We start from the raw sequence: 24,656 nt of genomic DNA, 5'->3' as shown, positions 1-24,656 counted from the left end.
GCCTCATGCGCCATCCTCGTCGACCACCCCGTCGCGGATGACCAACTGACGCCGGCACTGCCGCGCGACATCAGTATCGTGGGTGATGATGATCAGCGTGACACCCTCGGAATTCAGCTCGAGGAACAGATCCATGATCTCCTGCCCCACGCGGGAATCCAGCGCCCCGGTCGGTTCGTCGGCCAGCACCACCGAGGGGCTGCCCACCAGGGCGCGTGCAATCGCCACGCGCTGACGCTGACCGCCGGAGAGCTCGTTCGGCCGGTGATCGCCGCGATCTCCCATGCCGACTCGCTCCAGGATGGCGCGGGCACGACGTCGCATCTCGCGCTTGCCGACATCCTGATACATCAGCGGCAAGCCGACGTTGTCGACCGCAGTCAGGCGTGGCAACAGGTGAAAGGTCTGGAACACGAAGCCGATCTGGTGATTGCGATAGCGGGCGAGGTCGTCGGCGGTCATCCGGGAGACATCGTGGCCGTCGAAGTGGTAGTCACCGGCCGACGGGCGTTCCAGCAGCCCGGCAATGTGCATCAACGTGGACTTGCCGGAACCGGACCCGCCCATCAGCGACACCAGCTCGCCACGCTGGATGTCCAGGTCGACCCCGCGCAGGACGTGAACATCGGATGGCCCGACGCGGTAGCGACGGTGTACATCCCGCATCTGCACCAGAGGCTGAGCGCTCACGACCCGCCACCGGGCGGCGCGATCAACCGATCCCCGGCCTCCAGCCCTGCACTGACCTGTACGCCGTCAAACCGCGAATTTCCCAGCTCGACCGCGATCCGTTCCGGCTCGCCATCGTCGCGCTGGCGCCATACCCAGTACTCGTCGCCGTCGCGCTCGACAAAGGCGTGCGGGATGACAACCGCATCGGGTTCCTCCTGGGTGACCACATCCACCGAGGCCGACATCCCGACGCGAATCCGCTCCAGCGCCTCGGCGTCCAGATCGTCGATGCGGGTGATCAGGCGAAACACCGGCAAGCCACGCCCGCTCGACTCCTGTGCCTGCGAGGAGACATACGACACTCGGGCCGGAAACTCCTCGCCGCCCCCGCGTGCAATCCGCACACGAGCGGACTGACCAACGCGCACGTCGTGGATATCCAGCTCGTCCACACTGCCCTCGATCTCCATCGACGACAGGTCGCCCACCGCCAGCAGGGCCTCGCCGCTGTTCACCCGCGACCCGGACTCGACCCGACGATCGCCGTCCTGTTCGTCGTCGATCGGGGCCAGCACGATACCGTCCACCGGCGCGATGACCCGCTTGCCCTCCATCTGAGCACGCACCTGCTCGTATTCAGCACGCGCGTTCTCGGCCTCGGCGCGCGCGCGCTCGAGCTGACGCGTACCGCCGCGGCGCTGGGTCTCGGCCATGTCCTCGCGCGCCGCTTCGACGCGCACTTCGGCTTCCTGCACTCGGTCCTCGGCCGCGCGCAGCTCGCGCTCCGGCACGATGCCACGCTCGAACAGATGCTCGACGTCATCCAGCTCGCGGCGGTCATTGTTGAGCGAGCGCTCCGCCTGGCGCAGGCTGCGCCGGGCGGAAGCCATGTCCCGGCTCTGCTCCCAGTCTTCCAGCGATTCCACCTCGGCCTCGGCATCCGCCAGATCGCTGCGAGCGCGGCGGTAACGAATGCGGACCTCGGTGGGGTCCAGCTCCAGCAGTACGTCGCCTTCGGATACGCGTTCGCCATACTCCACATGGCGCGACAGGACGGTGGATTCGAACGGGGCGACCAAGGTAATCACATCGCCCGGCCGGAAGCGCCCGGAAAAGCCTGTCGTGGATTCGAGCGAACGCGCCTGCACCTCGAACACCCCCGGATCCACAACATCCGGCGCAGCGCGCGAAGCCGTGGTCTCGCCAAAGTCCGGTAGTGAGAGGCTGGGCATGGCCCAGTACGCGGCCAGGGCAAACACGCCGATCACGGCGACGGTGGCGGCCAGACGCAGACGGTGAGTGCGCCGAAAGACATGCTGCAGGGCTTCGTTGCTGGACTCGACCTGCACATAGGCATCCTGCAACTCGCGGTGCTTGCTGCGCAGCTCCTCGGCCAGTGCGTGTTCGCTGCGCCGGGCGGCCTCGAGATCGGTGACATCCGTGAATACGGCCAGGACCGCCCGCTCCCCGCCGGCCGCCCCCTCGTCGAGGTAGGACGTGGTCAGCTTGAGGGAACGGGTCTCGCCGCCCAGTTCAACCGCCACCACACGATCGGGCACCATCTCGCCGGAGTAGATGGCCTCCAGCAATACATCGACGAACTCGCCATAGCCGGATTCGCCAAGGAAGACCTCGGCCAGACTGCGCCCCAGGGTGGACTCCGGCGACAACGAGAGGATGCGGGCCGCAGCCGGATTGAGCGTTCGAATCATCCCGGCGGCGTCCACGACCAGGACGCCATCGGCCATCGCATCGAGGATGTGCTGACTGACCGGTTCCTGTTGACTCATGGCATGACTCCGGCTTCGGGGAGTGCCAGGCCCCAGGTGTCCAGCGTGGTGCCCAGCACACGATCCAGCACACTCTGGGCATTCAAATACGCCACAACCGCATTGAGCAACGACTGCTCCGCCTCCCGCAGGCTGCGTTCGGTGGCATTGACCTGAAACGAGGTGCTGCGCCCCACCGACAGCTTTTCGCGCTCGATCTCGAGGCTCTCGCGGGCTAGCTTCAGCGATTGCCGGGCAAAGCCGATCTGGCGCCAGCGGCTATCAAGGTCGTTGAGCGCGCGCTCAACCTCCAGACGCAGTTCGGTCTCGCGTTCGGCAAACTGGATATGCGCCTGCTGCAGGCGGATCTCCGATTCCAGCAAGCGCACCGGCCGCTCCGGATCGAACAGCGGGACCTCCATCTGCAGCCCGGCGCTGTAGCCGGGACGCTCGTCCAAGGTGGCCTCAAGAGCGCTGCGCGCGGAATCCCCCTCGCCACCGGCACCAAGACTGGCCACCAGGTCCAGCCGCCAGAGATGATTGTTCTGCGCCAGCATGCGGTTGACGTCCTCGATGGCGCGCCCGAGACGCAGGCGCAGGTAGTCAGGGCGATTCTGCAGTGCGATATCCAGCGCTTCATCGACCGCCGGGGCGTCCACGCGCAGGGTATCCAACTCATCGAGGTCGATGGTGTCCAGGAGCCGCAGCCGCGTGTCGCGCCCGAGGTTCAGCAGACGCAGCAGCTCCAGCTCGGCCTGTTCCAGAGTCTCCTCGGACTGGCTCACATTGAAACGCTGATTGGCCAGACTGGCCTCGGTCTGTACCAGTTCATTGCGCGCCATGCGCCCGCGCTCCACCATCGCCCGATTGCGTTCCAGCTGATCCTCGGTGCGCTCCAGTGACAAACGGGCGATCTCCAGGCGCCGCTGCTCCTGCAGCAGCGAACGGTACGCGTTGATCACGCTCTCGATCACCGTGACAACCTGTTCTTCAAGGCTCAACGCACTGATCGCTTCCTGGATACGCGCAATCTCGAGTGGCGCACGCCCAACCGCCAGCCCGCCTCCGCGCAGCAGCGGCTGCGAGAGATCCAGCGACAGGTTGGAGACTCGCGAGCTGGCTGCGGCCAGCCCGGTTTCGCCATGCGACTGGGCCAGGTTCCAGCTAAAGCCGATCCGGCCGCCGGTCGGCAGTTCCGCCTCCAGGGTGGGTGACAGGGTCGAGCTTCGCTGCGTCTCGGCATCGTCGCCGGGCGATCGGCTCTGCTGCGCCGACAGGTCAATCGTGCCCTGCGGCCGGAACTGCGCCTCCGCCACGGCCAGGTTGAGCTGATCCACGACCCGGTCGAGATAGGCGCTTTGCAGCTGCGTATTCCGGCGCAGAGACAACGCCACGGCCTCCGCAAGCCCAAGCTCGATGGTGCTGCCCGCGAGCGGGGCCGGGGCATATTCCATCGCCTGTTGTTCGAAGGCATCGGTGCCCGCTACGGCCTCGACAGCCGGGCCCAACAACAGCAAAGGGCTGAGCAGGAACAAGCCCCGCACAGCCCACCGAACGACCCATTCGATCCCTGTCCCGTTTTCAGTCACTCAAAAGATCATGGCGCTAATAGAGGCATTGATTGACGCGCTTCCCGACGGCCGGTGGCCACAAACACCGGCCCTGGCCTGCCGGCAAACGCCACGCAGCTGAATCGGACAGGAGGGCGCCGGCGCGCCACAGATGGAGAGATCGATGCGGATCAGGGCCAGTAGCAGGGCTCGCCGCACTCGATCTCGTGTTCCACCCCGTCGTCACCGTCGAAATAGGTGATCGTGATGTCGTTCGACAGGTAATCGCGGTTGGGAAAACGGGACTGAAAGCGCACCACATTGGGTGACTCGCCATCCAGGTTGTACACGTATTCGTGATACCAGCCATCCCATTTCAGATCCGTTCGCGCCCCCGGGGCGAGATTAAAGGAACGCTCGGTGTAGCTGGAGAGTTCCAGCACCGAGCCCTGGATCGACTCGCTGGAGCGATTGTCGACCTCAACCACCGAGGAATCGGCCGCGGCGATCGCGCCGACGCCCAGCATCGCCGCACCCACGGCAACCGCCGCACCCCACTTCGCCTTCCGCCCCACATTATTCATGCGCTGTCCTCGTTGCCTGAAATGTGCCCCCACGAACCGAGACTGGGCGACCAGGACCGTTGCACCCCTGCCGCCGCGTCTGCACCCGAATCGGGGATCCCGGACCCTGTGTATCACCCGGCCGTGGGTGGGCGCAAAACGCGGCATCACGACGGGCTAACGTCCGCCGTAGGCGGCCGCCCCTCAACGACCGATAACGCGCCGGGTAATCCTTACCCAGGAACCATGCTCAGCACTTCGAGTAGCCGCAGTCGCGACAGGTGGGGCAGCCGTCGATGATCTCGAGATGGCCATCGCACTGCGGGCAAGGGGTGACAGTGGCCACCAGGTACGGGGCTTCCAGGATGCCGGAGGCTTTCGGAGTCCGGTCGCGGTAGTTGGCGACCAGTTCGCGTAGCGGGCGGGGGTGGCCGTCGGGATCCAGGAAGCCGCGGCGCTGGAGGATGCGCTGCAGGGCGTGGGCGATCGCGGCGACCTCGGAGGGGTGGTACAGCGGTTTGCCGTATTCGTTCTCGCCGCAGCGAACCGGGCCGCGATCCCAGGTGACCTTGCGCAGGTCGCGCAGGGCGCGGGCGGCGTAGCCGCCACGGGCCGCCAGCGACAGGCTGCGCATGGTCGCGGAGATCCACTGGTAGGACTCGGAGTGCTGCCCGGTGGGCAGGAAGAATTCGATCGGGCGCTCGATGGTCACGCGCTCGCCGCTGACCGTGCCGGAGACGGCGACGAAGCTGACCACCAGATAGACCGTCTGCGGCCCGTCCTGGGTCCAGTAGCGCACCTTCTCGGTGACCGATTCGAGTTCGCCCTCGGGGCGCGACGGGATGCGCTTGCCCAATGGGTGATCGTCGCTGCCGGGGGCGCCCTCGCCCTGCGGGGTGTCCGAGCGGCGAAAGGCGATGATGGGCTGGTCGATCCGGTGCATCGTGTCCTCCCCGACGGTGTCAGACGTCGTCGTAGTAGCCCTCGTCCAGCGCGGCGAAGAGATTGGCGGCGGTGTGGATCTGGCCCTCGTACTCGACCTCTTCGTCGCCGCGCAGAGTCAGCTCCCGGCCGTCCGCCAGGGCGAAGGTATACCAGGTACGGCGCAGGCGTTCGGGGTCCATCAGCACGCCCATCTGCGCCTGCGGGTTGGGCCGGTAGGTGGTGCAGCCCTTGAGGCCAGCGCGCCAGGCCTGCAGGTAGACCTGCTGGAAGTCCTCGAACGGGATATCGGTCGGGACGTTGAGCGTCTTGGAGATGGCCGAGTCCACCCACGGCTGCGCGGCGGCCTGCATGCGGATGTGGGCGTCCACACTGACCCGGTCCGCGGTGATTGCGTGGGCGGGCAGATCCCCCGGCCCGGCCTCGGCATCGAACAGGGCGCGGTAGAGCAGCAGCTCGTAGGAGTAGCAGTCCACCGCCTCGCGGGTGCGCCGCCCGGGGCGGCGGATGTTGCGCGTGGTGTGGTGCAGAAAGGTCGGCTCGATGCCGTTGCTCGCATTGTTGGCGACCGAGAAGCTGATGGTGCCGGTGGGCGCGATGGAGGTCGCGTGGGTAAAGCGCGCGCCCTCCTCGGCCAGTGCCGCCACCAGCGCCGGGTCCTCCTCGGCGATGCGCTGCATGTAGGGGCTGAAGCGGGCATGCAGCTCCCGCCCCTTCAGCACGTCGCCTACCCGGTAACTGGCCTCGGCCAGCGCCGGCTGACGCCGGAGCATGTCCGCGGTCAGCGTGAAGTCCTCGTCCATGATCGGCGCCGGGCCCTTCTCACGCGCGAGCTCCAGCCCGGCCCGCCAGCTCTCCAGCGCCAGGCGGCGACAGACCTCTGCGGTGAAGTCGGCGGCCGACTCCGAGCCATAGGTCTCCCCCAGCATCGCCAGAGCCGACCCGAGCCCAAGGATGCCCATGCCGTGGCGGCGCTTGCGCAGCATCTCGGCGCGCTGTTCCGGCAGCGGCAGCCCGGAGATGTCCGCGACGTTGTCCAGCATGCGCGTGAACACGCGCACCACCCGCTCGAAACGCGCCCAGTCGAAGGCGGCGTCTGCGGTGAACGGCGCGGAGACGAACCGCGTCAGGTTCACCGACCCCAGCAGACAGGCCCCGTCCGGTGGCAGCGGTTGCTCCCCGCAAGGATTGGTCGCCCGGATCACCTCGTCGAACCAGGCGTTGTTCTGGCGGTTGACCTGATCGATCAGGATGACGCCGGGTTCGCCGACGTCATAGGTGCTGCGCATCAGGGTGTCCCACAGCTCGCGGGCGCGCACGCGGCGGTAGATACGGCAGGCGACCCGGCCCTGGTCGTCGACTCGGTAGCCGTCCTCGACCACCGGCCAGTCGCGATAGACAAGCTCGGATGCGGGCACCCGGTCCTGCTCGACAGGCAGCAGCGGGAAGGCCAGCGCCCATTCGTCGTCGCGCTCCACCGCCTCGAGAAAGGCATCGCGCACCAGCACGGACAGGTTGAACTGGGTCAGCCGCCCCTTGCGGCGCTTGGCGAGGATGAAGCGTTCGATATCGGGATGGCCGATATCCAGCGTTGCCATCTGTGCCCCGCGGCGACCTCCGGCCGCGCCGATGGTGCGGCAGGTCTGGTCGAAGATCTGCATGAACGCGACCGGACCGTTGGTCGGCGCGCCCGCACCCGCGACCAGCGCACCCTTCGGGCGCAGGGTGCTGAAGTCATAGCCGATGCCGGCCCCGGCCTTGAGCGTCAGCCCGGCAGCCGTATTGACATCGAGGATGGCCTGCAGCGAATCCCGGATCGTGCGCGAGACGGTGCAGTTGATCAGTGTGGTCTGCGGCTTGTACGCCTCGGCCCCGGCATTGGCCAGTATCCGCCCGGCCGGGATGGCGCCGTTGTCCAGCGCCCAGCGGAACTCGCGCTCGATCGACACGCGCTTGTCCGGCGCCTCGACCGCGGCGAGGGCCTCGGCGACACGGTCGAACATCGCCCCGACCGAGGCATCCACCGGCTCGCCCCGCGCGTCACGCAGCTGATAGCGCTCGGCCCAGATCGAAGCCGACGAGGGCTGCAGGGGCACGTCGGGCGACGTGTCTCGTGAGGTGCGATCGTTGTCCTGCCATTGCCGGATCTTGCCCATATTGGCCCGTCGCATTGCGCTCGACCGAAGGGCGCTGAGGCCCTTCCCCGATCATGGGCGCCGGCGCCACAGGCTGCAAGAACGCGCCGCGGCCGGTGTCAGAAGCGTCAGAAGCGGTCGAGCCCGGCGAGCGGGTTGGCAAGCTCGCGCACACGCATCCAGGAGGCGATGCTGGCGCGCCACCGGCGGGTGGGCAGCACTGCGTGCGGCACGGTCTGGCTGAGGAACATCACCAGGGTACCGGCCGTCGGCTGAATGCGCTGGCATTCGCGACCCGCATCGTCGTAGATCGCGAGCTGGCCGCCATCCTGCTCGTTCCAGTCGCGGTTCAGATAGAACACCAGCGACAGCCGGCGGCAATTGCCGGCCTGGAAGGCATCTACATGGCGCTCGTAGTGGGTCCCGGGCGGGTACAGGGCAAAGTGCGATTCGGTCTCGAACAGCCCCGGGATCAACGACCGGCTCACCTGCAGACGGATCTCATCCAGGCGCGCCATGAACGCCTGCTGCGCCGGGCTGGCGCCATCCAGCCAGTGGATCCAGTCGCCGCGAGTCGCCCGGTCGCGATGGCGCTCGCCACCCCGACCGATCCGCGCCTGCCCCAGCTGCGCGGCATCACGCAGGGCATAGACCTCGTCGTGCAGCGCATCGACGGTCTCCGCAGGCAGGAAGTCAGGCCAGACGCACCGCTGATCGTGCACCAGCGCATCCAGCCAGCCCTCCGGCTCGCAGGCTTCGGGAACTCGGGATTCGATTACACCCGGCGCACGCGCCGGAAGCGTCTCGACAGGGTCCGACCACACGGGGTCAGGAACAGGCAGGTTCACGGGCGGGGTCTTCCATTCGGGCCGCGAACGCGGCACGCAGGCAAGTGCCTGCCCAATGCAATATACCGGGAAAGCAGGGGCGCGCAAGCCCCCCACTGGACCGCGCGACACTACCCTGTCAGTGGCTCAGAAAGCCCCCGGAAATTAGCTGCTGGCGCAGCGCGGCCTGCCCCTCGGTGACGCGGGCGCGGGGGCCGCGCAGGCCCAGCTCGACCTGCGGGGCCTGGCGGTCCATCCGTGGCAGACAGGAGATGCGCAAATCGGGGAATGCCGCCTCCATGGCCTCGAGCACCGGGACCAGGCGGCTCTCGGTCACGTTCTCGAGCACCAGCACCTCCTCGACCGAGCCGGCGGCGGCATCGCGCCCGGGGAAACGCTGGTCCAGCACCCAGCGCACCATCGGTTCGGCCATGACCGGGAATCCCGGCACGCAGTGATGCCGCTGGCAGCTGAGCCCCGGGATGCCGTTGACCGGATTCGGGATCAGGCTGGCCCCTTCCGGCAATTCGGCCATGCGCACGCGATGCGGCCAGGCCTCTGCGCCAAAGCGTTCCTCGAGGATAGTCATGAAATCCGGGTGCGGCCGCAGGGGAAGCCCAAGCGCCTCGGCGAGGCAGGCGCGGGTGCGATCATCCGGCGTGGCCCCGATCCCGCCAAAGCTGAAGACCTCCGCCCCGGTTGCCAGCGTCTCGCGAAAGGTCTGCGTCAGGCGGCCGGCGTGGTCCCCGACAATACGGATCCAGGCCAGCTCCAGCCCCTTCTCCGCCAGGGCCGCGGTGAGGTGTTCCTGGTGCCGGTCACGGCGCTTCCCGCTGAGCAGCTCGTCGCCGATGATCACGGCGCCGATCTCGGTCTCGCCGGGTTCGCCGACTCGCCCGGGCGCGGTGGTCTCGTCCATCGCGGCCTACTGCTGCGCGCCCAGGGCCAGCGCCCGTTCGCGGGCGGCGGCGCGGGCCTCGGGGGCATTGTCCGGATCGTCCAGCCACGGGGCGATGTGCTGGCGGGCCAGTCCGGCCAGGAAGTCGAGGTGGTCGGACCGGTCGTTCAGCGCCGGGATGTAGTGGAAGCGTTCGCCACCGGCCTTGAGGAAGAACTCGCGGTTCTCGTCGCCGATCTCCTCGATGGTTTCCAGGCAGTCGGCCGAGAAACCGGGGCAGATCACGTCCACCGAGCGCACGCCCTCCTTAGGCAGCGCCTTCATCGTCTTGTCGGTATAGGGCTTCAGCCACTCCTCGCGGCCGAAACGCGACTGGAAGGTCACCTGCCACTGGTCGTCGTTCAGACCCAGCCTTGCAGCCAGTTTCTGGCCGGTGGCATGGCACAGGCAGTGGTACGGGTCACCCTTGAGCAGATAGCGCTTCGGGATGCCGTGGAACGACATCACCAGGCGGTCCGCCCGGCCGTGCGCATTCCAGTGCTCGCGCACGCTGCTGGCCAGTGCTTCGATATAGCCGGGCTCGGCGTCGTAGGCGGCAACGAACTGAAGATCCGGGACCCAGCGCCAGCCCTTCAGTACGTCGGCCACCGCGTCGAAGGTGGAGCCGGTGGTGCTCCCGGAATATTGCGGGTACAGGGGCAACACGATCACGCGGCGAACGCCCTGGCGGCGCAGCTCGTCCAGGCCCGCCTCGATGGATGGATTTCCGTAGCGCATGCCCAGCGCGACCGGGAGCTCCTCGCCGACCTGGTCGGCCAGACGCTTGCGCACGCCCTCGGCCTGGCGCCGCGTGATGGCCAGCAGCGGTGAGCCATCGTCGGTCCAGACGGTGGCGTACTTGGCGGCCGAACGTTTCGGGCGGATATTGAGGATGATGCCGTTGAGAATGAGCCACCACAGCGGGCGTGGGAACTCGACCACGCGCGGGTCCCAGAGGAATTCCTTCAGATAGCGCTTGAGCGCCGGGGCGGTGGGCTCGTCCGGCGTACCGAGGTTGGTCAGCAGTACACCCGCCTTGCGCGGCTGGCCGTGGCGGTAATCCGCTTCTCCGAAGTACTTCATGGTGCTCCCTGCGGCAATAGAGGGTGGATGACTCCTGTCGGAGTCACGCCAGTTGCGTTGGTTCCCTGCCAAGGATAGCGCGAGCCGCGCACGAGGCGCGCGGGTGCGATCAGCCGAGGCGGCCGCGCAGGGGGCTGGTCCGGGGGAAATGCGCCAGCAGGAACTCCATCTGGTCGGCCAGCACCCGCTTGCCTTTCAGATAGATATACTCCGCGTGGGTGGGCGTGAACGGAATCGCCAGCAGCTGCATGTCGGCCTGCTCGGGGGTGCGCCCGGCCTTGTGGTTGTTGCAGCGTTTGCAGGCGGTGACCACGTTGTTCCAGGTATCCGCCCCGTTCTGGCTGATCGGGGTGACGTGGTCGCGCGAGAGATCACGCTCACAGAAGTGCTGGCCGCAGTACAGGCACAGATGTGCGTCGCGGCGAAACAGAGTGGTGTTGTTGAGCGGCGGGATGTAGTGATTGAAGCGGGACTGGCGGGTGCCGAAGGTGGCGATGATCGAGTTGACCTCGACCCGGGACTGCAGCCCGGTACGGGCGTTGATGCCGCCGCGCACGCGATACAGCAGACTCCCGCAGGCGTAGGCGACCTGCTCGGTGTAATAAAGGCGCACGGCCTGTTCCAGGCCGATCCATTCCAGTGGCATGCCCGCAGCGTCCGTACGCAGGACCTGATGCTCGGTCGGCAACATGACCTCGTCCCGTCTCCAAGGAAACACGGATTTGCTCACGCGGAATTTGAGCAGGCCCGACGCCCCGGGCGTGAGCAAATCCATGTCCCCTTCGCCGAGTCGACCGCTGGCGCGGCGCGGGATCGCACGAAACTTGCTTGACAATAAACAGGCCGGGCGTTCAACGCAATTACAAGGGCATAAATACCGGTTTGAGCCGCCGGCGGTGGCCCGGAATTCGCGACAAATGGGTGGGCTGTTTAAGCGCGAAGGCGATTCCGCTACACTTGCTGGCCGTTTTTTCCGCCGAATGGGCCACAAAAGCCTTATTCGGCGTCCTTAATTACCACCCGCGAGCGCGGCCGAACGTCCCGGAGGGATTGCGGGAACGCTTGGCCCGGGGAGAGAGCGCATGGCAATCAAATTATCCGTTCCCAAGGAGAGTGCCAGCGGCGAGCGCCGCGTGGCCCTGGATCCGACGGTGGCGGCCAAGTTCGCCCAGTTGGGCGTCACCGTGCAACTGGAGAAAGGGGCTGGCACCAACGCCCATTTCCCGGATGACTCTTACGAGTCGGCTACCGTAGTCGACACCGAAGCGGCCTACGGCCAGTCGGACCTGATGGTCCGCGTGGCGCCGCCGACGGTGGAAGAGGTCAATCAGCTGCCGGAGGGCTCGACCGTCGTCAGCCTGTTCCACGCCCACCGCAACCCGGACGTGGTCAAGGCGATGCAGGAACGCAAGATCCTGAGCTTCGCGATGGAACTGATCCCGCGCATCTCGCGCGCGCAGAGCATGGACGTGCTGTCCTCGCAGGCGGCCGTGGTCGGCTACAAGGGCGCGATCATGGGGTCGGATCTGTCCTGCCGCTTCTTCCCGATGCTGACCACCGCGGCCGGCACCATCCGCCCGGCCAAGGTTATCGTGATCGGCGCCGGCGTGGCCGGGCTGCAGGCGATCGCCACGGCCAAACGCCTGGGCGCGATGGTCGAGGCCTACGACGTGCGCTCCGCGACCAAGGAGCAGGTCGAATCGCTGGGTGCGAAGTTCCTGGATCTGGGCGTCTCCGCCGAGGGCGAAGGCGGCTATGCCCGCGAACTGACCGCGGAAGAGAAGAAGCAGCAGAAGGGCGCCCTGGGCGAATACATCGCCAAGGCGGACGTGCTGATCACCACCGCCGCGATCCCGGGCCGCGAGTCCCCGAAGCTGATCCCGAAGGACATGGTCGAGGGCATGAAGCCAGGCGCGGTGATCGTGGATCTCGCAGCCGAGGGCGGCGGCAACTGCGAGCTGTCCAAGCCGGGCAAGACCAGCAAGCACAAGGGCGTGGTCATTCACGCGCCGCTGAACGTGCCTTCGCAGGTCCCGCTGCACGCCTCCGAGATGTATGCCAAGAACCTGCTCAATTTCCTCACGCCGATGATCGCCGAGGGCGGCGAATTCAAGCCGGACTGGGAAGACGAGGTCATCGCCAAGAGCGTGCTGACCCGCGACGGCGAAATCGTGCACGAGGCCACCCGTGAGGCCCTGAAGGGAGCGCAATCATGATCATCGAAGGCTTTATCGCGCTGTACATCTTCATGCTCGCGGCCTTCACCGGCTACGAGATCATCTCCAAGGTGCCGGTCATCCTGCACACCCCGCTGATGTCCGGTTCCAACTTTGTCCACGGCATCGTGCTGGTCGGGACCATGGTCGCGCTGGGCCATGCCCAGACGCCGCTGGAACAGGCGATCGGCTTTGTCGCCGTGATCCTGGCCGCGGGCAACGCCGTGGGTGGCTATGTCGTCACCGAACGCATGCTGGAGATGTTCACGACCAGCAAGAAGGACGACAAGAAGGGAGATAAGGCATGAGTCTGATCATCAACCTCGCCTACTTCGCGGCGGCGGTGCTGTTCATCGTCGGCCTCAAGCAGATGTCTTCCCCGACCACCGCGCGTCCGGGGATCATCTGGGCCGGCGTGGGCATGGTGATCGCCACGCTCGTGACCTTCGTGCACCCGGAGATCTCCGGCGGCGTGAACTACACCCTGATCATCCTGGGTATCGCCATTGGTGGTGCGCTGGCCTGGTGGAGCGGCAAGAAGGTCGCGATGACCGACATGCCGCAGATGATCGCGCTGTACAACGGCATGGGCGGCGGCGCCGCGGCCGGTATCGGTGCGATCTACCTGCTGCAGGCCACCCCGGAAACCGTCACCAACACCGGTCTGGCGATCGCCGTGACCGGCTCGCTGATCGGCTCGGTGGCCTTCTCCGGCTCGCTGGTGGCCTACGCCAAGCTTGAAGGCCTGATGAAGAAGACCTTCACCTTCGGCGGCCAGCAGGTCGTGAACATCGCGATCTTCGCGATCACCGTGCTGCTGGGCTTCATGATGGCCACCAGTGGCGGCGAGATCGGCTCGTTCACTCTGCTGCTGTTCTTCGTGCTGTCGCTGGCCTTCGGCATACTGATGACCCTCCCGATCGGCGGCGCCGACATGCCGGTGGTCATCTCGCTGTACAACGCGCTGACCGGCCTCGCGGTCGGCCTTAAGGGGATCGTCCTCGACAACCCGGCCCTGATGATCGCCGGTATCGTGGTCGGTGCGGCCGGTACGCTGCTCACGCAGCTGATGGCCAAGGCGATGAACCGTCCGATCAAGAACATCCTGTTCAGCCAGTTCGGCGGCTCCTCCGGGGGTGCCGAGGAAGAGATCGAAGGCACGATGAAGGAGATCCAGGCCAACGATGCCGGGATCATGATGGCCTACGCCGAGAAGGTCATTATCGTGCCGGGCTACGGCATGGCCGTCGCGCAGGCGCAGCACAAGATCTGGGAGTTCACCCAGCTGCTGCAGAAGCGTGGTGTGGACGTGAAGTTCGCGATCCACCCGGTCGCGGGCCGCATGCCCGGGCACATGAACGTGTTGCTGGCCGAGGCCGGCGTGCCCTACGACATCATCTTCGATCTTGACGAGATCAACGAGGAGTTCAAGACCGCGGATGTCGCAATGGTGATCGGCGCGAACGACGTCGTGAACCCGGTGGCCCGGACCAATCCGGAGTCGCCGATCTACGGCATGCCGATCCTGAACGCCGACCAAGCCCAGAACGTCATCTGCGTGAAGCGCGGCAAGGGCGCGGGGTTCTCGGGCATCGAGAACCACCTGTTCTATGCCGATAACAACCAGATGCTGTACGGCGACGGCCAGAAGGTGGCCGCCGAACTGGTGGCCTCGGTCAAGGCCCTCGGCTAGGCCCGGACCGGGCCTGGCGCCCGGTCCTCGCTTGCGAGCCCGGCCCCCGTTTTCGGCGGCCGGGCTTTTTTGTGCGCAGCCCTCCGGGAGATCAATACCGGACCAACACCTGTACACGACCTGTACAGGATACCCACAGGCGGATAAAAACGATGGCAGTTAGGTGACACAACAGCCAACCGATATCACCAATACCTCACAAGCTGTTGATCTAAATACACAAAAACACTTTGGTCGCTTTTTGGCCACTCTGATACGAACCAAGCAGCAACAGGCGTTTAGCGCGTTTCACCCCATTTCCTCCACAGAGTTATCCACAGGTTTTGTGGATAACGGTCACACTCTTGCGCCCCTGCGGACTGGCGTAGACTAGTCGCATGCCCGAGAACGGAATTGCCCAGGTCGTACTCGACCGACCGCTGGACCGCCTGTTCGACTACCGGATCCCCGACGACACCGATCTGAGGCCCGGGCAACGGGTCCGTGTACCCTTCGGGCGTGGCGAGGCGATCGGCATCGTCGTCGCACTCGCGAACCAAAGCGACGTGCCCGAGAACAAGCTGCGCGAGGCACTGCCCTCCCCCGATCCGGGGCCGATCCTAACGCCGACGGTTCTGGAACTCCTGCGCTTTGGTGCCCGCTACTATCACCACCCGCTGGGCGAGGCCCTCCTCGGCGCGCTGCCACCCGGCCTGCGGCGGGGCCACCTTGTACCCACCCTGACCCCTGAACCCCTCTGGCGGCTCACCCCGGCTGGCCACACAGCGCTGGCGGAAGGGCAGGTACGGGGCCGCCGCCAGCTCGCCATCCTTCGTGCCCTGCCCGCGCTCGGGGCCGCGCTGGACCGGACGACGCTGTCCACCACGGCCGCCCTGCAGATCACCGCCAAGGACCTGCGACAGCTGGAGACACACGGCTGGCTGGAACAGACGCGCGCCGATCCGCGCGCACCAGCGCCCCCCACCAGTATCGACTACACCCTGACCCCCGAGCAGGAGGCGGCCATCGCGGCGGTGTCGCCGGACGATCCCCGCCCGATGCTGCTGGAGGGCGTCACCGGCAGCGGCAAGACCGAGGTCTATCTGCGCATGGCCGCCGATGCGGTAGCGCGTGGCCGTCAGGTCCTGTTCCTGATCCCGGAAATCGCGCTGACGCCGCAACTTGCAGGGCGCATCCAGCAGCGCTTTCCGGGACAGGTGGCACTGCTGCACTCCGGCCTGGCCGAGGGCGAGCGCCTGCGTGCCTGGGAGGCCGCCCGCCAGGGCGAGCGCCGCATCGTCGTCGGGACCCGTTCGGCCCTGTTCGTCCCGCTACCCGAGCCGGGCCTGATCATCGTCGACGAGGAACACGACAGCGCCTTCAAGCAGCAGGACGGTTTTCGCTACAGCGCGCGGGATCTGGCAGTCAAGCGGGGGCAACTGGAACGCACCCCGGTCGTGCTGGGCTCGGCGACGCCCACCCTGGAGACCCTGCACGCCGCGCGCCAGGGCCGCTACACCCATGTACATCTGCGCACCCGCCCAGATGGCACGCAGCCACCTGGCGTGGAGACGATCGACACCCGCGTGCACAGCCCGGACGAGGGCCTGACCGCTCCACTGCTGGATGCGATGCAGCAGACCCTGGCCGAGGGCCAGCAGTGCTTTGTCCTGCTCAACCGGCGCGGCTTTGCCCGGGTGCTGACCTGTGAGGGTTGCGGCTGGGTCGCCGACTGCCCGGACTGCGATGCCCACCTGACCGTGCATGCCCATGATCGCCGCGCGATCTGCCACCTGTGCGGGCACCAGGAGCCCCGCGCCGAACACTGCCCGGAATGCGGCGAGACCCTGGCCCACCGCGGGCGGGGTACCCAGCGCCTGGAACAGGCGCTGGCTCGGCACTTCCCGCAGACACCAATCATCCGCCTGGACCGCGACAGCGTGCGTCACAAGGGGGCCCTGGAGGCCGCACTGGATCGCATCCGGCAGCTGGATGCCGCAATCGTCGTCGGCACCCAGATGCTCGCCAAGGGGCACGATTTCCCGCGCGTCGGACTGGTCGGCGTGGTCGACGTCGATCAGGGGCTGTTCAGCGTGGACCTGCGTGCCACCGAGCACACCCTGCAACTGATCGTGCAAGCCGCCGGGCGCGCGGGCCGGGGCGACAGGGGCGGGCGGGTACTGCTGCAGACCGGCCACCCCGATCACCCCCTGATGCGGGGGCTGGATGCCGGTAACTACCCGGCGATGCTGGAGCCGCTGCTGGCCGAACGCGAGGCGGCCGGGCTGCCGCCGTACGGGCACCTGGCCCTGGTCCGCGTCGAGGCCGCCGAGGCCGCGGCGGCGCATCGCCACGCGGAGACCATCGCGGGACACCTGCTCGCGACGCGGCACGGGGACCTGCGCGTGCTGGGTCCGGCGCCCGCCCCGCGCCACCGCGTGAACCGGCGTTTCCGCGAGCAGATCCTGCTGCGCGCGGCCGAGCGCCAGGCCCTGCACCGGACGCTCGCGCAGGCGCGGCATTCCTGGCAGACCGAGGATCTGCCGCGCGGGGTTCGCATCGCGATCGACGTGGACCCGGTCTCGCTCGCCTGAAACCCGCACAGAACAGGCATCGGGCCGGCATTCTGGTTAGAATGCCGGGCTTTTGAGACGACGGACTCGGTTCCCTTGAAAGACGCCCTTACCCAGGCCCTCGCGGCCGCCCTGGAGACCCTGGTGGCCGATGGCCGCGTACCCGCCGATCACGGTGTCGAGGTGCAGGTGACGCGTGCCCGCGACCGCGAACACGGCGACTTTGCCAGCAACCTGGCGATGCAGCTCGCGCGCCCGGCGAAGACCAAGCCCCGTGACCTGGCCGAGGCCCTGTGCGCCGCGATGCCGGCCGTGCCCGGCCTGGCCGGCACCGAGATCGCCGGCCCCGGCTTCATCAATTTCCGCCTGGCCGCGGATGCCCGCACCCAGGTGCTGGGCCGCATTGCCACCCAGGGTGCCGACTTTGGCCGCTCGAGCGTAGGCAACGGGCGCCCGGTGCAGGTGGAGTTCGTCTCCGCCAACCCCACCGGCCCGCTGCATGTCGGCCACGGGCGCGGCGCGGCCTTCGGCGCCACCGTCGCCGACCTGCTGGACTTCTGCGGCTTCGACGTCACCCGCGAGTACTACGTGAACGACGCCGGGCGGCAGATGAACATCCTCGCCGCCAGCGTCTGGCTGCGCTACCTGGAACAGCACGGCGTACAGGTCCCGTTCCCGGCCAACGGCTACCAGGGCGACTACATCTATCCGGTCGCCAAGGCCCTGACCGCACAGATCGGCGACCAGGCCGTGCATCCGGCCGAGGCCGTGACCCGCGACCTGCCGCCGGACGAGCCGGCCGGTGGCGACAAGGAGGTCTATATCGACGCGGTGATCGCCCGCGCCCGCGAACTGCTGGGCGTGGCGCTGTACCGCACGGTGTTCGACTGCGGCCTGAACGCGATCCTTGAAGACATCCGCGACGACCTGCGCGAGTTCGGGGTCGAATACCAGTGCTGGTTCTCCGAACGCAGCCTGGCCGACTCCGGTGCAATCGATGCCGCGGTGCAGGACCTCGAGGCGCATGGCGCGCTCTATGAAAAGGACGGGGCCCTGTGGTTCCGCTCCTCCGACTACGGCGACGACAAGGACCGCGTGGTGCGCCGCGAGAACGGCGACTACACCTACTTCGCCTCCGACATCGCCTACCACCGCGAGAAGTTCCAGCGCGGCTTCGAGCGCGTGATCAACATCTGGGGCGCCGACCACCATGGCTACGTCCCGCGCGTGCGTGCCGCCCTGCAGGCCCTGGGCCTGGAGGCCGATCGCCTAGACGTGCTGCTGGTACAGTTCGCGATCCTCTACCGCGGGGGCGAACGCCTGCCGATGTCCACCCGCGCCGGGCAGTTCGTCACCCTGCGCGAGCTGCGCGACGAGGTCGGGTCGGATGCCGCGCGCTTCTTCTATGTACAGCGGCGCTGCGACCAGCACCTGGACTTCGACCTGGACCTGGCCAAGTCGCAGTCCAACGACAACCCGATGTATTACATCCAGTACGCCCACGCGCGCATCGCCAGCGTGCTGCGTACCGCCGCCGAGCGCGGCCATACCGCCAGCGCGCTGGACGACGCCGGGCTGTCCGCACGCCTGACCGAGCCGCAGGAAGACGACCTGCTGGATCGGCTCGACCGCTTCCCCGAGGTGATCGCGGCAGCCGCCGAGACCTGCGAGCCGCACCAGATCGCCCAGTACCTGCGCGAGCTGGCCGCCGGCTTCCACACCTACTACAACGCCGTGCCGTTCCTGAATGCAGAGGACGCCAACGTCATCGGCGCGCGCCTGGCGCTGCTGACCGGCATCAAACAGGTGCTGCACAATGGGCTGCGCCTGCTCGGCGTCACCGCCCCCGAACGGATGTAGCCCATGGCCCAGGCCCGCCGCAAGCGCCGCAAGACGACCCCCGCCCGCGCCTCGCGACCGATCCCGGGCTGGGTCTGGATGTTCGCCGGCCTGCTGATCGGGCTCGGGATCGCCGCCGTGCTCTATCTCCAGGGGGCCGATCGTTCACCCGACATCGGTGCCCTGTTCGGCGAACCGGAGCCCCCGGCCGAGCGCGCACCGGCAGCGGAGCCGGAGCGCCTGCCCACCGATGACGAGCCGCGGTTTCGCTACTACGAGCTGCTGCCCGAAGACGAGGTTCGCGTCCCCCGGGGCGAACGCGAAGTCCCGCAGGATCAGGTAGTCCCGCCCCCGGCCTCCCCGGCCGAGGGCGATCCTGTGATCCTGCAGATCGGCTCGTTCCGGCGGTTCGAACAGGCCGACGAGATGAAGGCCCGCATCTCTCTGCTGGGCCTGAGCCCGCAGGTGCACGAGGTCGAGATCGAGGGCGACACCTGGCACCGCGTCTTTGTCGGCCCCTTCACCCAGGAGGACGACGTCAACCGCGCCCTGGACCGCCTGCGCTCGGAGAACATCGAGGCCCTGCGCCTGCGTCATCGGGACGGTTGATGGCCGCGGCCGGCCCGGACCTGGACGCACTGGCGAGGACCGTAGAGGCCCTGCCGCAGGGCAGCGAACGCCGCGAACTGGGCGAACTGCTGCGCCGGGCCCGCCAGCGGCACAAGCGCGGCCAGCCCTGCGACCGGCTCGTCTCCACCCTGACCGAACGCCTTGCACACGCCGAACAGGGCGCCGCCGAACGCGAACGCCTGCGCCCGCAGCCCGTCTATGCCGGCGACCTGCCGATCCATGCCGAGCGCGAACGGATTGTCGCCGCGATCCGCGAACACCCGGTGCTGGTGCTGTGCGGCGAGACCGGCTCCGGCAAGACCACCCAGCTGCCCAAGCTGTGCCTGGAGGCCGGGCGCGGCGAGGCCGGGCTGATCGGCCACACCCAGCCGCGCCGTATCGCGGCCCGCTCGGTCGCCAGCCGCATCGCCGAGGAGCTGGGCACCACGCTCGGAGGCGACAAGACTTCCACCGTCGGCTTCAAGGTACGCTTCTCCGACCAAACCGGGCCGAACAACTGGGTCAAGCTGATGACCGACGGCATGCTGCTGGCGGAGCTGGCGCATGACCCGGAACTGCGCGCCTACGACACCCTGATCGTCGACGAGGCGCACGAACGCAGCCTGAACATCGATTTCCTGATGGGCGTGCTCAAGCGCCTGTCGAAGAAGCGCCCGGAGCTGCGCATCATCATCACCTCCGCGACGCTGGACCCGGAGCGGCTGTCCGCGTTCTTCGACGACGCCCCGATCCTGACCGTGGCCGGACGCACCTATCCGGTGGAGCTGCGCTACCGCCCGATCGAGCCGGAAGAGACTGGCGAGGACGAGAACACCGGACGCGGCGAACGCGACCTGTTCGACGGCATCCGCGACGCGGTCGCCGAATGCGAGCGTGCCGGCCCCGGCGACATCCTGGTGTTCCTGCCCGGCGAGCGCGAGATCCGCGACGCCCACAAGGCCCTGCGCGGCCAGGTGCGCGCGGACACCGAGGTCCTGGCGCTGTACGCGCGCCTATCCGCCCGCGAGCAGTCGCGGGTCTTTCAGTCCCACGCCGGGCGGCGCATCGTGCTGGCCACCAACGTCGCCGAGACCGCACTGACGGTCCCCGGCATCCGCTTCGTGATCGACTCGGGGCTGGCCCGCGTCTCGCGCTACTCCTGGCGCTCGCGGGTGCAGCGCCTGAGCCTGGAGCCGATCTCGCAGGCCGCCTGCGACCAGCGCGCCGGGCGCTGCGGACGGCTCGGCCCCGGCATCTGCATCCGGCTGTTCGCGGAGGACGACTACAACCTGCGCCCCCCGTTCACTGACCCGGAGATCCAGCGCTCCAACCTCGCCTCGGTGATCCTGCAGATGGCCGCGCTGAAGCTCGGCCAGCCGCGCCAGTTCCCGTTCGTGGACCCGCCCGACCCGCGCCTGGTCAAGGACGGCTACCGCCTGCTGGAGGAGCTGGGCGCGGTGGATGCGCGCGGGCGCATCACCCCGCGCGGCCGCCAGCTGGCGCGCATGCCCATCGACCCGCGCCACGGCGCGATGCTGCTGGCCGGGGCCGATCACGGCTGCGTGACCGAGACCGCGACCATCGCCGCCTTCCTGTCGCTGCAGGACCCGCGCGAGCGCCCGGCCGAGGCCACGCAGGCCGCGGACCAGGCCCATCGCGAGTTTCAGGTCGAGGGCTCCGACTTCATGGGCATGCTGAGGCTGTGGGAGGCCTGGCACACCGCACGCGAGGACCTTGGCTCGAATGCGCTGAAACGCTGGTGTCGCGAGCACTTCCTGAACTTCCTGCGTATGCGCGAGTGGCAGGAGCTGCGCGTGCAACTCCTGCGCCAGGCCCGCGAGATGGACCTGAAGCCGAACCACCAGCCCGCCGACGCCGAGCCCGTGCACTGCGCGCTGCTGACCGGACTGGTCAGCCAGATCGGACAGAAGACCGAGCGCGGCGACTATCTAGGCGCACGCAACCGCCGCTTCCAGATCCATCCCGGGTCGGTCCTGGCGAAGAAGAAACCAGCCTGGGTGATGAGCGCGGAGATCGCCGAGACCACGCGCGTCTACGCCCGCGACAATGCCCGTATCGAGCCCGACTGGATCCTGGGCGCGGCCCCACATCTGCTCAAGCACCACATCTTCGAGCCGCACTTCCAGCGCCGCAGCGGGCGCGTCGGGGCCTTCGACCGCATCACCCTGTATGGCCTGGTCGTCGCCCCTAAAAAGCCGGTGGACTTCGCGAAGCACGACCCGGCCGAGGCGCGGCGCATCCTGATCCGCGAGGGCCTGGTCGGCGGCGAGCTGCGCACCCGCTCGAAGGGGGTACAGGCCAACCGCGAGGCGGTGGCCGAGATCGCCGAGCAGGAGGCGCGCGGGCGCCGGCGCGACCTGCTGGTGGAAGAGGATCGCCTGTTCGACTTCTATGATGCCCGCCTGCCGGCGGAGATCACCGACGGCACGAGCTTCGAGACCTGGGCACGCAAGACCGAGACGAAGGACCCGGACGCCCTGCGGATCGACCGCGCGGAGCTGCTGAACGAACCGGACACCGCACTCCCACAAGGGGCCTACCCTGACCACCTGGAGGTCGAGGGCCTGCGCCTGCCGCTGGCCTACCGCTTCGAACCGGGCCAGCCGGACGACGGCGTGACCGTGACCATCCCGATCGCGGCGCTGAACGCGGTACCCGACTGGTTGGGCGACTGGCTGGTACCGGGGCTGCTGGAGGAGCGCGTGACCGGCCTTTTGAAGAGCCTGCCCAAGGGCCTGCGCCGCCAGTTCGTGCCCGCGCCGGACTTCGCGCAGGCCGCGCTCGCGCGCATCGAGCACCGCCAGGGCCCGCTGATCCCGGCCTTGGCCGAGGCCCTGCGCGCGATGACCGGTACCGAGATCCCGCTGGATGCCTGGCGCCCGGAGAACCTGGAGCCACACCTGGTGATGCGCTTCCGCATCCTCGACCCGGAAGGCAACGAGCAGGCCAGCGGCCGCGACCTGGCCGCGCTGAAGCGCCGGCTGGGCGACAGCGCCGAGGCCCACTTCGACGCCAGCCGCCCGGACGAGATCACCCGCGAGGGGATCACCGAGTGGGACTTCGGCGCGCTGCCGGAGAGTGTGGAGTTCGACCACCAGGGGGCGCAGCTGCGCGCCTTCCCGATCCTGGTCGATCGCGGCGATGCCGTCTCGCTGGAGCTGGAACCGGACCCGGCGCGGGCCGCGCGGGCCCACCGCGCGGGCCTGCGCCGGCTGTTCCTGCTGGGCGCGCGCAAGACCGCCCGCGACCTGCGCCGCCAGCTCCCGGAGATCGAACGCGCCTGCCTGAACTACTCGACACTCGGCAGCTGCGAGGCCCTGCGCGACCAGATCCTTGAGGCCGCGGCCGACCGCGTGTTCCTGGCCGATCCCTGGCCACGCGATGCCGAAGCCTTTCAAGAACGCCTGGAGGGTCGCCTGCCCGAGTTCTCGCCCACGGTGATGGAGCTCTCGCGCCTTGCCGCCGAGATCCTGCGCCACTGGCACGACCTGCGCACCCGGCTGCAGGGGGATCTGCCGCTTTCCTGGATCGAGGCCGCACGCGACATCCGCGGGCAGCTCGAGGCCCTGGTCCCGGCCGATTTCCTGCTGCGCACCCCGCACGCCGTTCTGCCCGAGCTGCCGCGCTACCTGCAGGCAATCGACAAGCGCCTGGAACGCCTGACCCAGGCGCCGGACAAGGACCGCGCCCGTCGTGTGGCGGTCGAGCCGCTGTGGCAGCAGGCCCAGGAGCTGATCGCGCGGGCGCCGGACCACCCGGACGTGCTCGCGTTTCGCTACCGCATCGAGGAGTTTCGCGTCTCGCAGTTCGCCCAGGAACTGGGCACGCGCGAGAAGGTGTCGCCGAAACGGCTGGAACGCGAATACGCGGACGTGATCCAACGACTGGCAAGTGGTACATGAGCGTTCTTGATAAGGGAAGCAGCGGATGCGCGTAGTCGTGATCGGGGCCGGCGTGATCGGTGTGACCACCGCCTGGTACCTGCAGGAGACCGGGGCCGAGGTCGTGCTGGTGGACGCCGCCCCCACCCCCGCCACCGGCTCCAGCCAGGCCAATGGCGGCATGCTGCATGCGAGCCACGCCGAACCCTGGAACACCCCCGGCGTCGGGCTGGACTTGCTGCGCTTTCTCGGCCGCACGGAGTCGCCGCTGCTGTTGCGCCCGCGCGCCCTGCCGGGGCTGGCCGGCTGGGGCCTGCGTTTTCTGTGGCACAGCCGCCGTTCGCTATTCGAACAGCACACCCGCCTGAATGCCCGACTGGCCGCGTTCTCGCTCCGTGAGATCGACCGGCTGCAGCGGGAACTGGCGAGCGAGGGGCTGGACTTCGACTTTCGGCGCTGCGGCATCCTGAAGCTGTTCCAGGACCCAGCCAGCCAGGCCCACAACCGTGCCGCCAGCGAGGCGATGCGCGACGAGGACGTGCGCTTCGAAGACTGGGACGTGGAACGGATCATCGCCGAGGAGCCGGCATTGGCCCCAGTGCGCGACCGCCTGTGCGGCGGGCTGTTCTTCCCCGGGGATGCGATCGGCGACGCGGCCCGCTTCACCGAGCAACTGCTCGCGATCGGCCAGCGCCGGGGCATCCGCTATTACCCGAACGTCACCGTGCGGCGCCTGCGCACCCACCGTGGCCGCATCGATGCGGTGGAGACCTCCGAAGGGCCGATCGCGGCGGATGCCTGCGTGGTCGCCAACGGCTACCACGCCCCGGACCTGCTGCGCCCGCTGGGGCTGCATCTGCCCGTCGCCCCGGTGAAGGGCTATTCGCTGACCCTCCCGATGAACGCCGACTGCCAGCTGAACCTGCCGCTGATCGATGACGCCAACAAGGTGGTGATGACCCCGCTGGGGGAACGCCTGCGCCTGGCCGGCACCGCCGAATTCGCCGGCCGCGATCGCCATCTGAATACCAAGCGCGCGGCGAATGTCCTCGATCAGTGCCGGCGCACCCTGACCGGTCTGCCCGCGACCTTCGACCCGCAGACGATGGCACCCTGGACCGGGCTGCGCCCGATGAGCGCCCGTGGCACGCCGATCCTCGGCCCGACCGCCATCGAGGGCCTGCACCTGAATACCGGGTCCGGGCACCTGGGCTGGACGTTTGCCTGCGGCGCGGCAGCGCTGGTTCGTGCGGGGGTGCTGAACGAATCGCCGTCCCTTCCGATGGAAGACCTTAGGCTTTGATCTCGGCCCGGGGCGATGCGTTTCGCTGCGCTCAACACATCCTACAGCCCGCCCTGCCTATCGT

General features: G+C 68.1%; 18 protein-coding genes. 8 read left to right on the top strand and 10 right to left on the bottom strand.

Annotated elements, in window-relative coordinates; all coding sequences use genetic code 11:
* Nucleotides 1-3: 3 nt before the first annotated feature.
* From F466_RS0103475 to F466_RS0103430, 10 genes are all read right to left on the bottom strand, one after another.
* Nucleotides 4-690, bottom strand: coding sequence for an ABC transporter ATP-binding protein (locus tag F466_RS0103475; protein ID WP_018175234.1), 687 nt, complete (start codon nucleotides 688-690; stop codon nucleotides 4-6).
* The gene (locus F466_RS0103470; protein ID WP_018139024.1) at nucleotides 687-2,462 is read right to left on the bottom strand and encodes an HlyD family efflux transporter periplasmic adaptor subunit; all 1,776 of its coding nucleotides are present in this window, start codon (nucleotides 2,460-2,462) and stop codon (nucleotides 687-689) included. Before F466_RS0103470 ends, F466_RS0103475 begins: the two co-directional genes overlap by 4 nt.
* The gene (locus F466_RS0103465) at nucleotides 2,459-3,976 is read right to left on the bottom strand and encodes a TolC family protein (RefSeq protein ID WP_018993451.1); all 1,518 of its coding nucleotides are present in this window, start codon (nucleotides 3,974-3,976) and stop codon (nucleotides 2,459-2,461) included. Before F466_RS0103465 ends, F466_RS0103470 begins: the two co-directional genes overlap by 4 nt.
* 206 nt (nucleotides 3,977-4,182) lie before the next feature.
* Entirely contained in the window at nucleotides 4,183-4,575 is a 393-nt protein-coding gene (locus F466_RS0103460) for a hypothetical protein (protein WP_018175232.1), read from the bottom strand.
* 229 nt (nucleotides 4,576-4,804) lie between these two features.
* Nucleotides 4,805-5,497, bottom strand: coding sequence for a hypothetical protein (locus tag F466_RS0103455; protein WP_018993450.1), 693 nt, complete (start codon nucleotides 5,495-5,497; stop codon nucleotides 4,805-4,807).
* Nucleotides 5,498-5,516: 19 nt separating this feature from the next.
* Nucleotides 5,517-7,652, bottom strand: coding sequence for an adenosylcobalamin-dependent ribonucleoside-diphosphate reductase (locus F466_RS0103450; RefSeq protein ID WP_018993449.1), 2,136 nt, complete (start codon nucleotides 7,650-7,652; stop codon nucleotides 5,517-5,519).
* A 107-nt stretch (nucleotides 7,653-7,759) separates the two neighbouring features.
* Nucleotides 7,760-8,479 carry a 2OG-Fe(II) oxygenase gene (locus F466_RS0103445; protein WP_026296407.1) on the bottom strand — a complete coding sequence of 240 codons (720 nt, stop codon included), beginning with the start codon at nucleotides 8,477-8,479 and terminating at the stop codon, nucleotides 7,760-7,762.
* Nucleotides 8,480-8,597: 118 nt separating this feature from the next.
* The gene (locus F466_RS0103440) at nucleotides 8,598-9,377 is read right to left on the bottom strand and encodes a molybdopterin-binding protein (protein ID WP_018993447.1); all 780 of its coding nucleotides are present in this window, start codon (nucleotides 9,375-9,377) and stop codon (nucleotides 8,598-8,600) included.
* 6 nt (nucleotides 9,378-9,383) lie between these two features.
* Entirely contained in the window at nucleotides 9,384-10,478 is a 1,095-nt protein-coding gene (hemH, locus tag F466_RS0103435; protein WP_018993446.1) for a ferrochelatase, read from the bottom strand.
* Nucleotides 10,479-10,587: 109 nt separating this feature from the next.
* Nucleotides 10,588-11,169 carry an HNH endonuclease gene (locus F466_RS0103430; protein ID WP_018139016.1) on the bottom strand — a complete coding sequence of 194 codons (582 nt, stop codon included), beginning with the start codon at nucleotides 11,167-11,169 and terminating at the stop codon, nucleotides 10,588-10,590.
* Nucleotides 11,170-11,560: 391 nt separating this feature from the next.
* On the opposite strand from F466_RS0103430, the gene F466_RS0103425 reads away from it, so the two are divergent.
* The 8 genes from F466_RS0103425 to F466_RS0103390 all read left to right on the top strand — a co-directional run bounded on the left by F466_RS0103425 (nucleotide 11,561) and on the right by F466_RS0103390 (nucleotide 24,592).
* On the top strand, nucleotides 11,561-12,694 hold the full coding sequence (locus F466_RS0103425; protein WP_018993445.1) for an NAD(P) transhydrogenase subunit alpha: 1,134 nt from the start codon (nucleotides 11,561-11,563) through the stop codon (nucleotides 12,692-12,694).
* Nucleotides 12,691-13,002 (top strand): NAD(P) transhydrogenase subunit alpha, encoded by a 312-nt coding sequence (locus F466_RS0103420; protein ID WP_012981664.1) that lies wholly within the window; start codon nucleotides 12,691-12,693, stop codon nucleotides 13,000-13,002. Before F466_RS0103425 ends, F466_RS0103420 begins: the two co-directional genes overlap by 4 nt.
* On the top strand, nucleotides 12,999-14,387 hold the full coding sequence (locus F466_RS0103415; protein WP_018139014.1) for an NAD(P)(+) transhydrogenase (Re/Si-specific) subunit beta: 1,389 nt from the start codon (nucleotides 12,999-13,001) through the stop codon (nucleotides 14,385-14,387). Before F466_RS0103420 ends, F466_RS0103415 begins: the two co-directional genes overlap by 4 nt.
* Nucleotides 14,388-14,764: 377 nt before the next feature.
* Nucleotides 14,765-16,960 carry a primosomal protein N' gene (locus F466_RS0103410; RefSeq protein WP_018993444.1) on the top strand — a complete coding sequence of 732 codons (2,196 nt, stop codon included), beginning with the start codon at nucleotides 14,765-14,767 and terminating at the stop codon, nucleotides 16,958-16,960.
* Between the two features lie 75 nt (nucleotides 16,961-17,035).
* Entirely contained in the window at nucleotides 17,036-18,799 is a 1,764-nt protein-coding gene (argS, locus tag F466_RS0103405; RefSeq protein WP_018993443.1) for an arginine--tRNA ligase, read from the top strand.
* A 3-nt stretch (nucleotides 18,800-18,802) separates the two neighbouring features.
* Entirely contained in the window at nucleotides 18,803-19,387 is a 585-nt protein-coding gene (locus F466_RS0103400; RefSeq protein WP_018139011.1) for an SPOR domain-containing protein, read from the top strand.
* Nucleotides 19,387-23,310: an ATP-dependent RNA helicase HrpA gene (gene hrpA, locus F466_RS0103395; RefSeq protein ID WP_018993442.1), complete on the top strand. Its 3,924-nt coding sequence runs from the start codon at nucleotides 19,387-19,389 to the stop codon at nucleotides 23,308-23,310. Before F466_RS0103400 ends, hrpA begins: the two co-directional genes overlap by 1 nt.
* Nucleotides 23,311-23,335: 25 nt before the next feature.
* The gene (locus F466_RS0103390; protein ID WP_018993441.1) at nucleotides 23,336-24,592 is read left to right on the top strand and encodes an FAD-dependent oxidoreductase; all 1,257 of its coding nucleotides are present in this window, start codon (nucleotides 23,336-23,338) and stop codon (nucleotides 24,590-24,592) included.
* The last annotated feature ends 64 nt before the right edge of the window (nucleotides 24,593-24,656 follow it).

It is taken from the genome of Thioalkalivibrio sp. ALgr1 (genome assembly GCF_000378285.1).
GTDB lineage: Bacteria > Pseudomonadota > Gammaproteobacteria > Ectothiorhodospirales > Ectothiorhodospiraceae > Thioalkalivibrio.
Note: the sequence above shows the minus strand (reverse complement) of the source record. Positions and strands in the feature narration are given on the sequence as shown.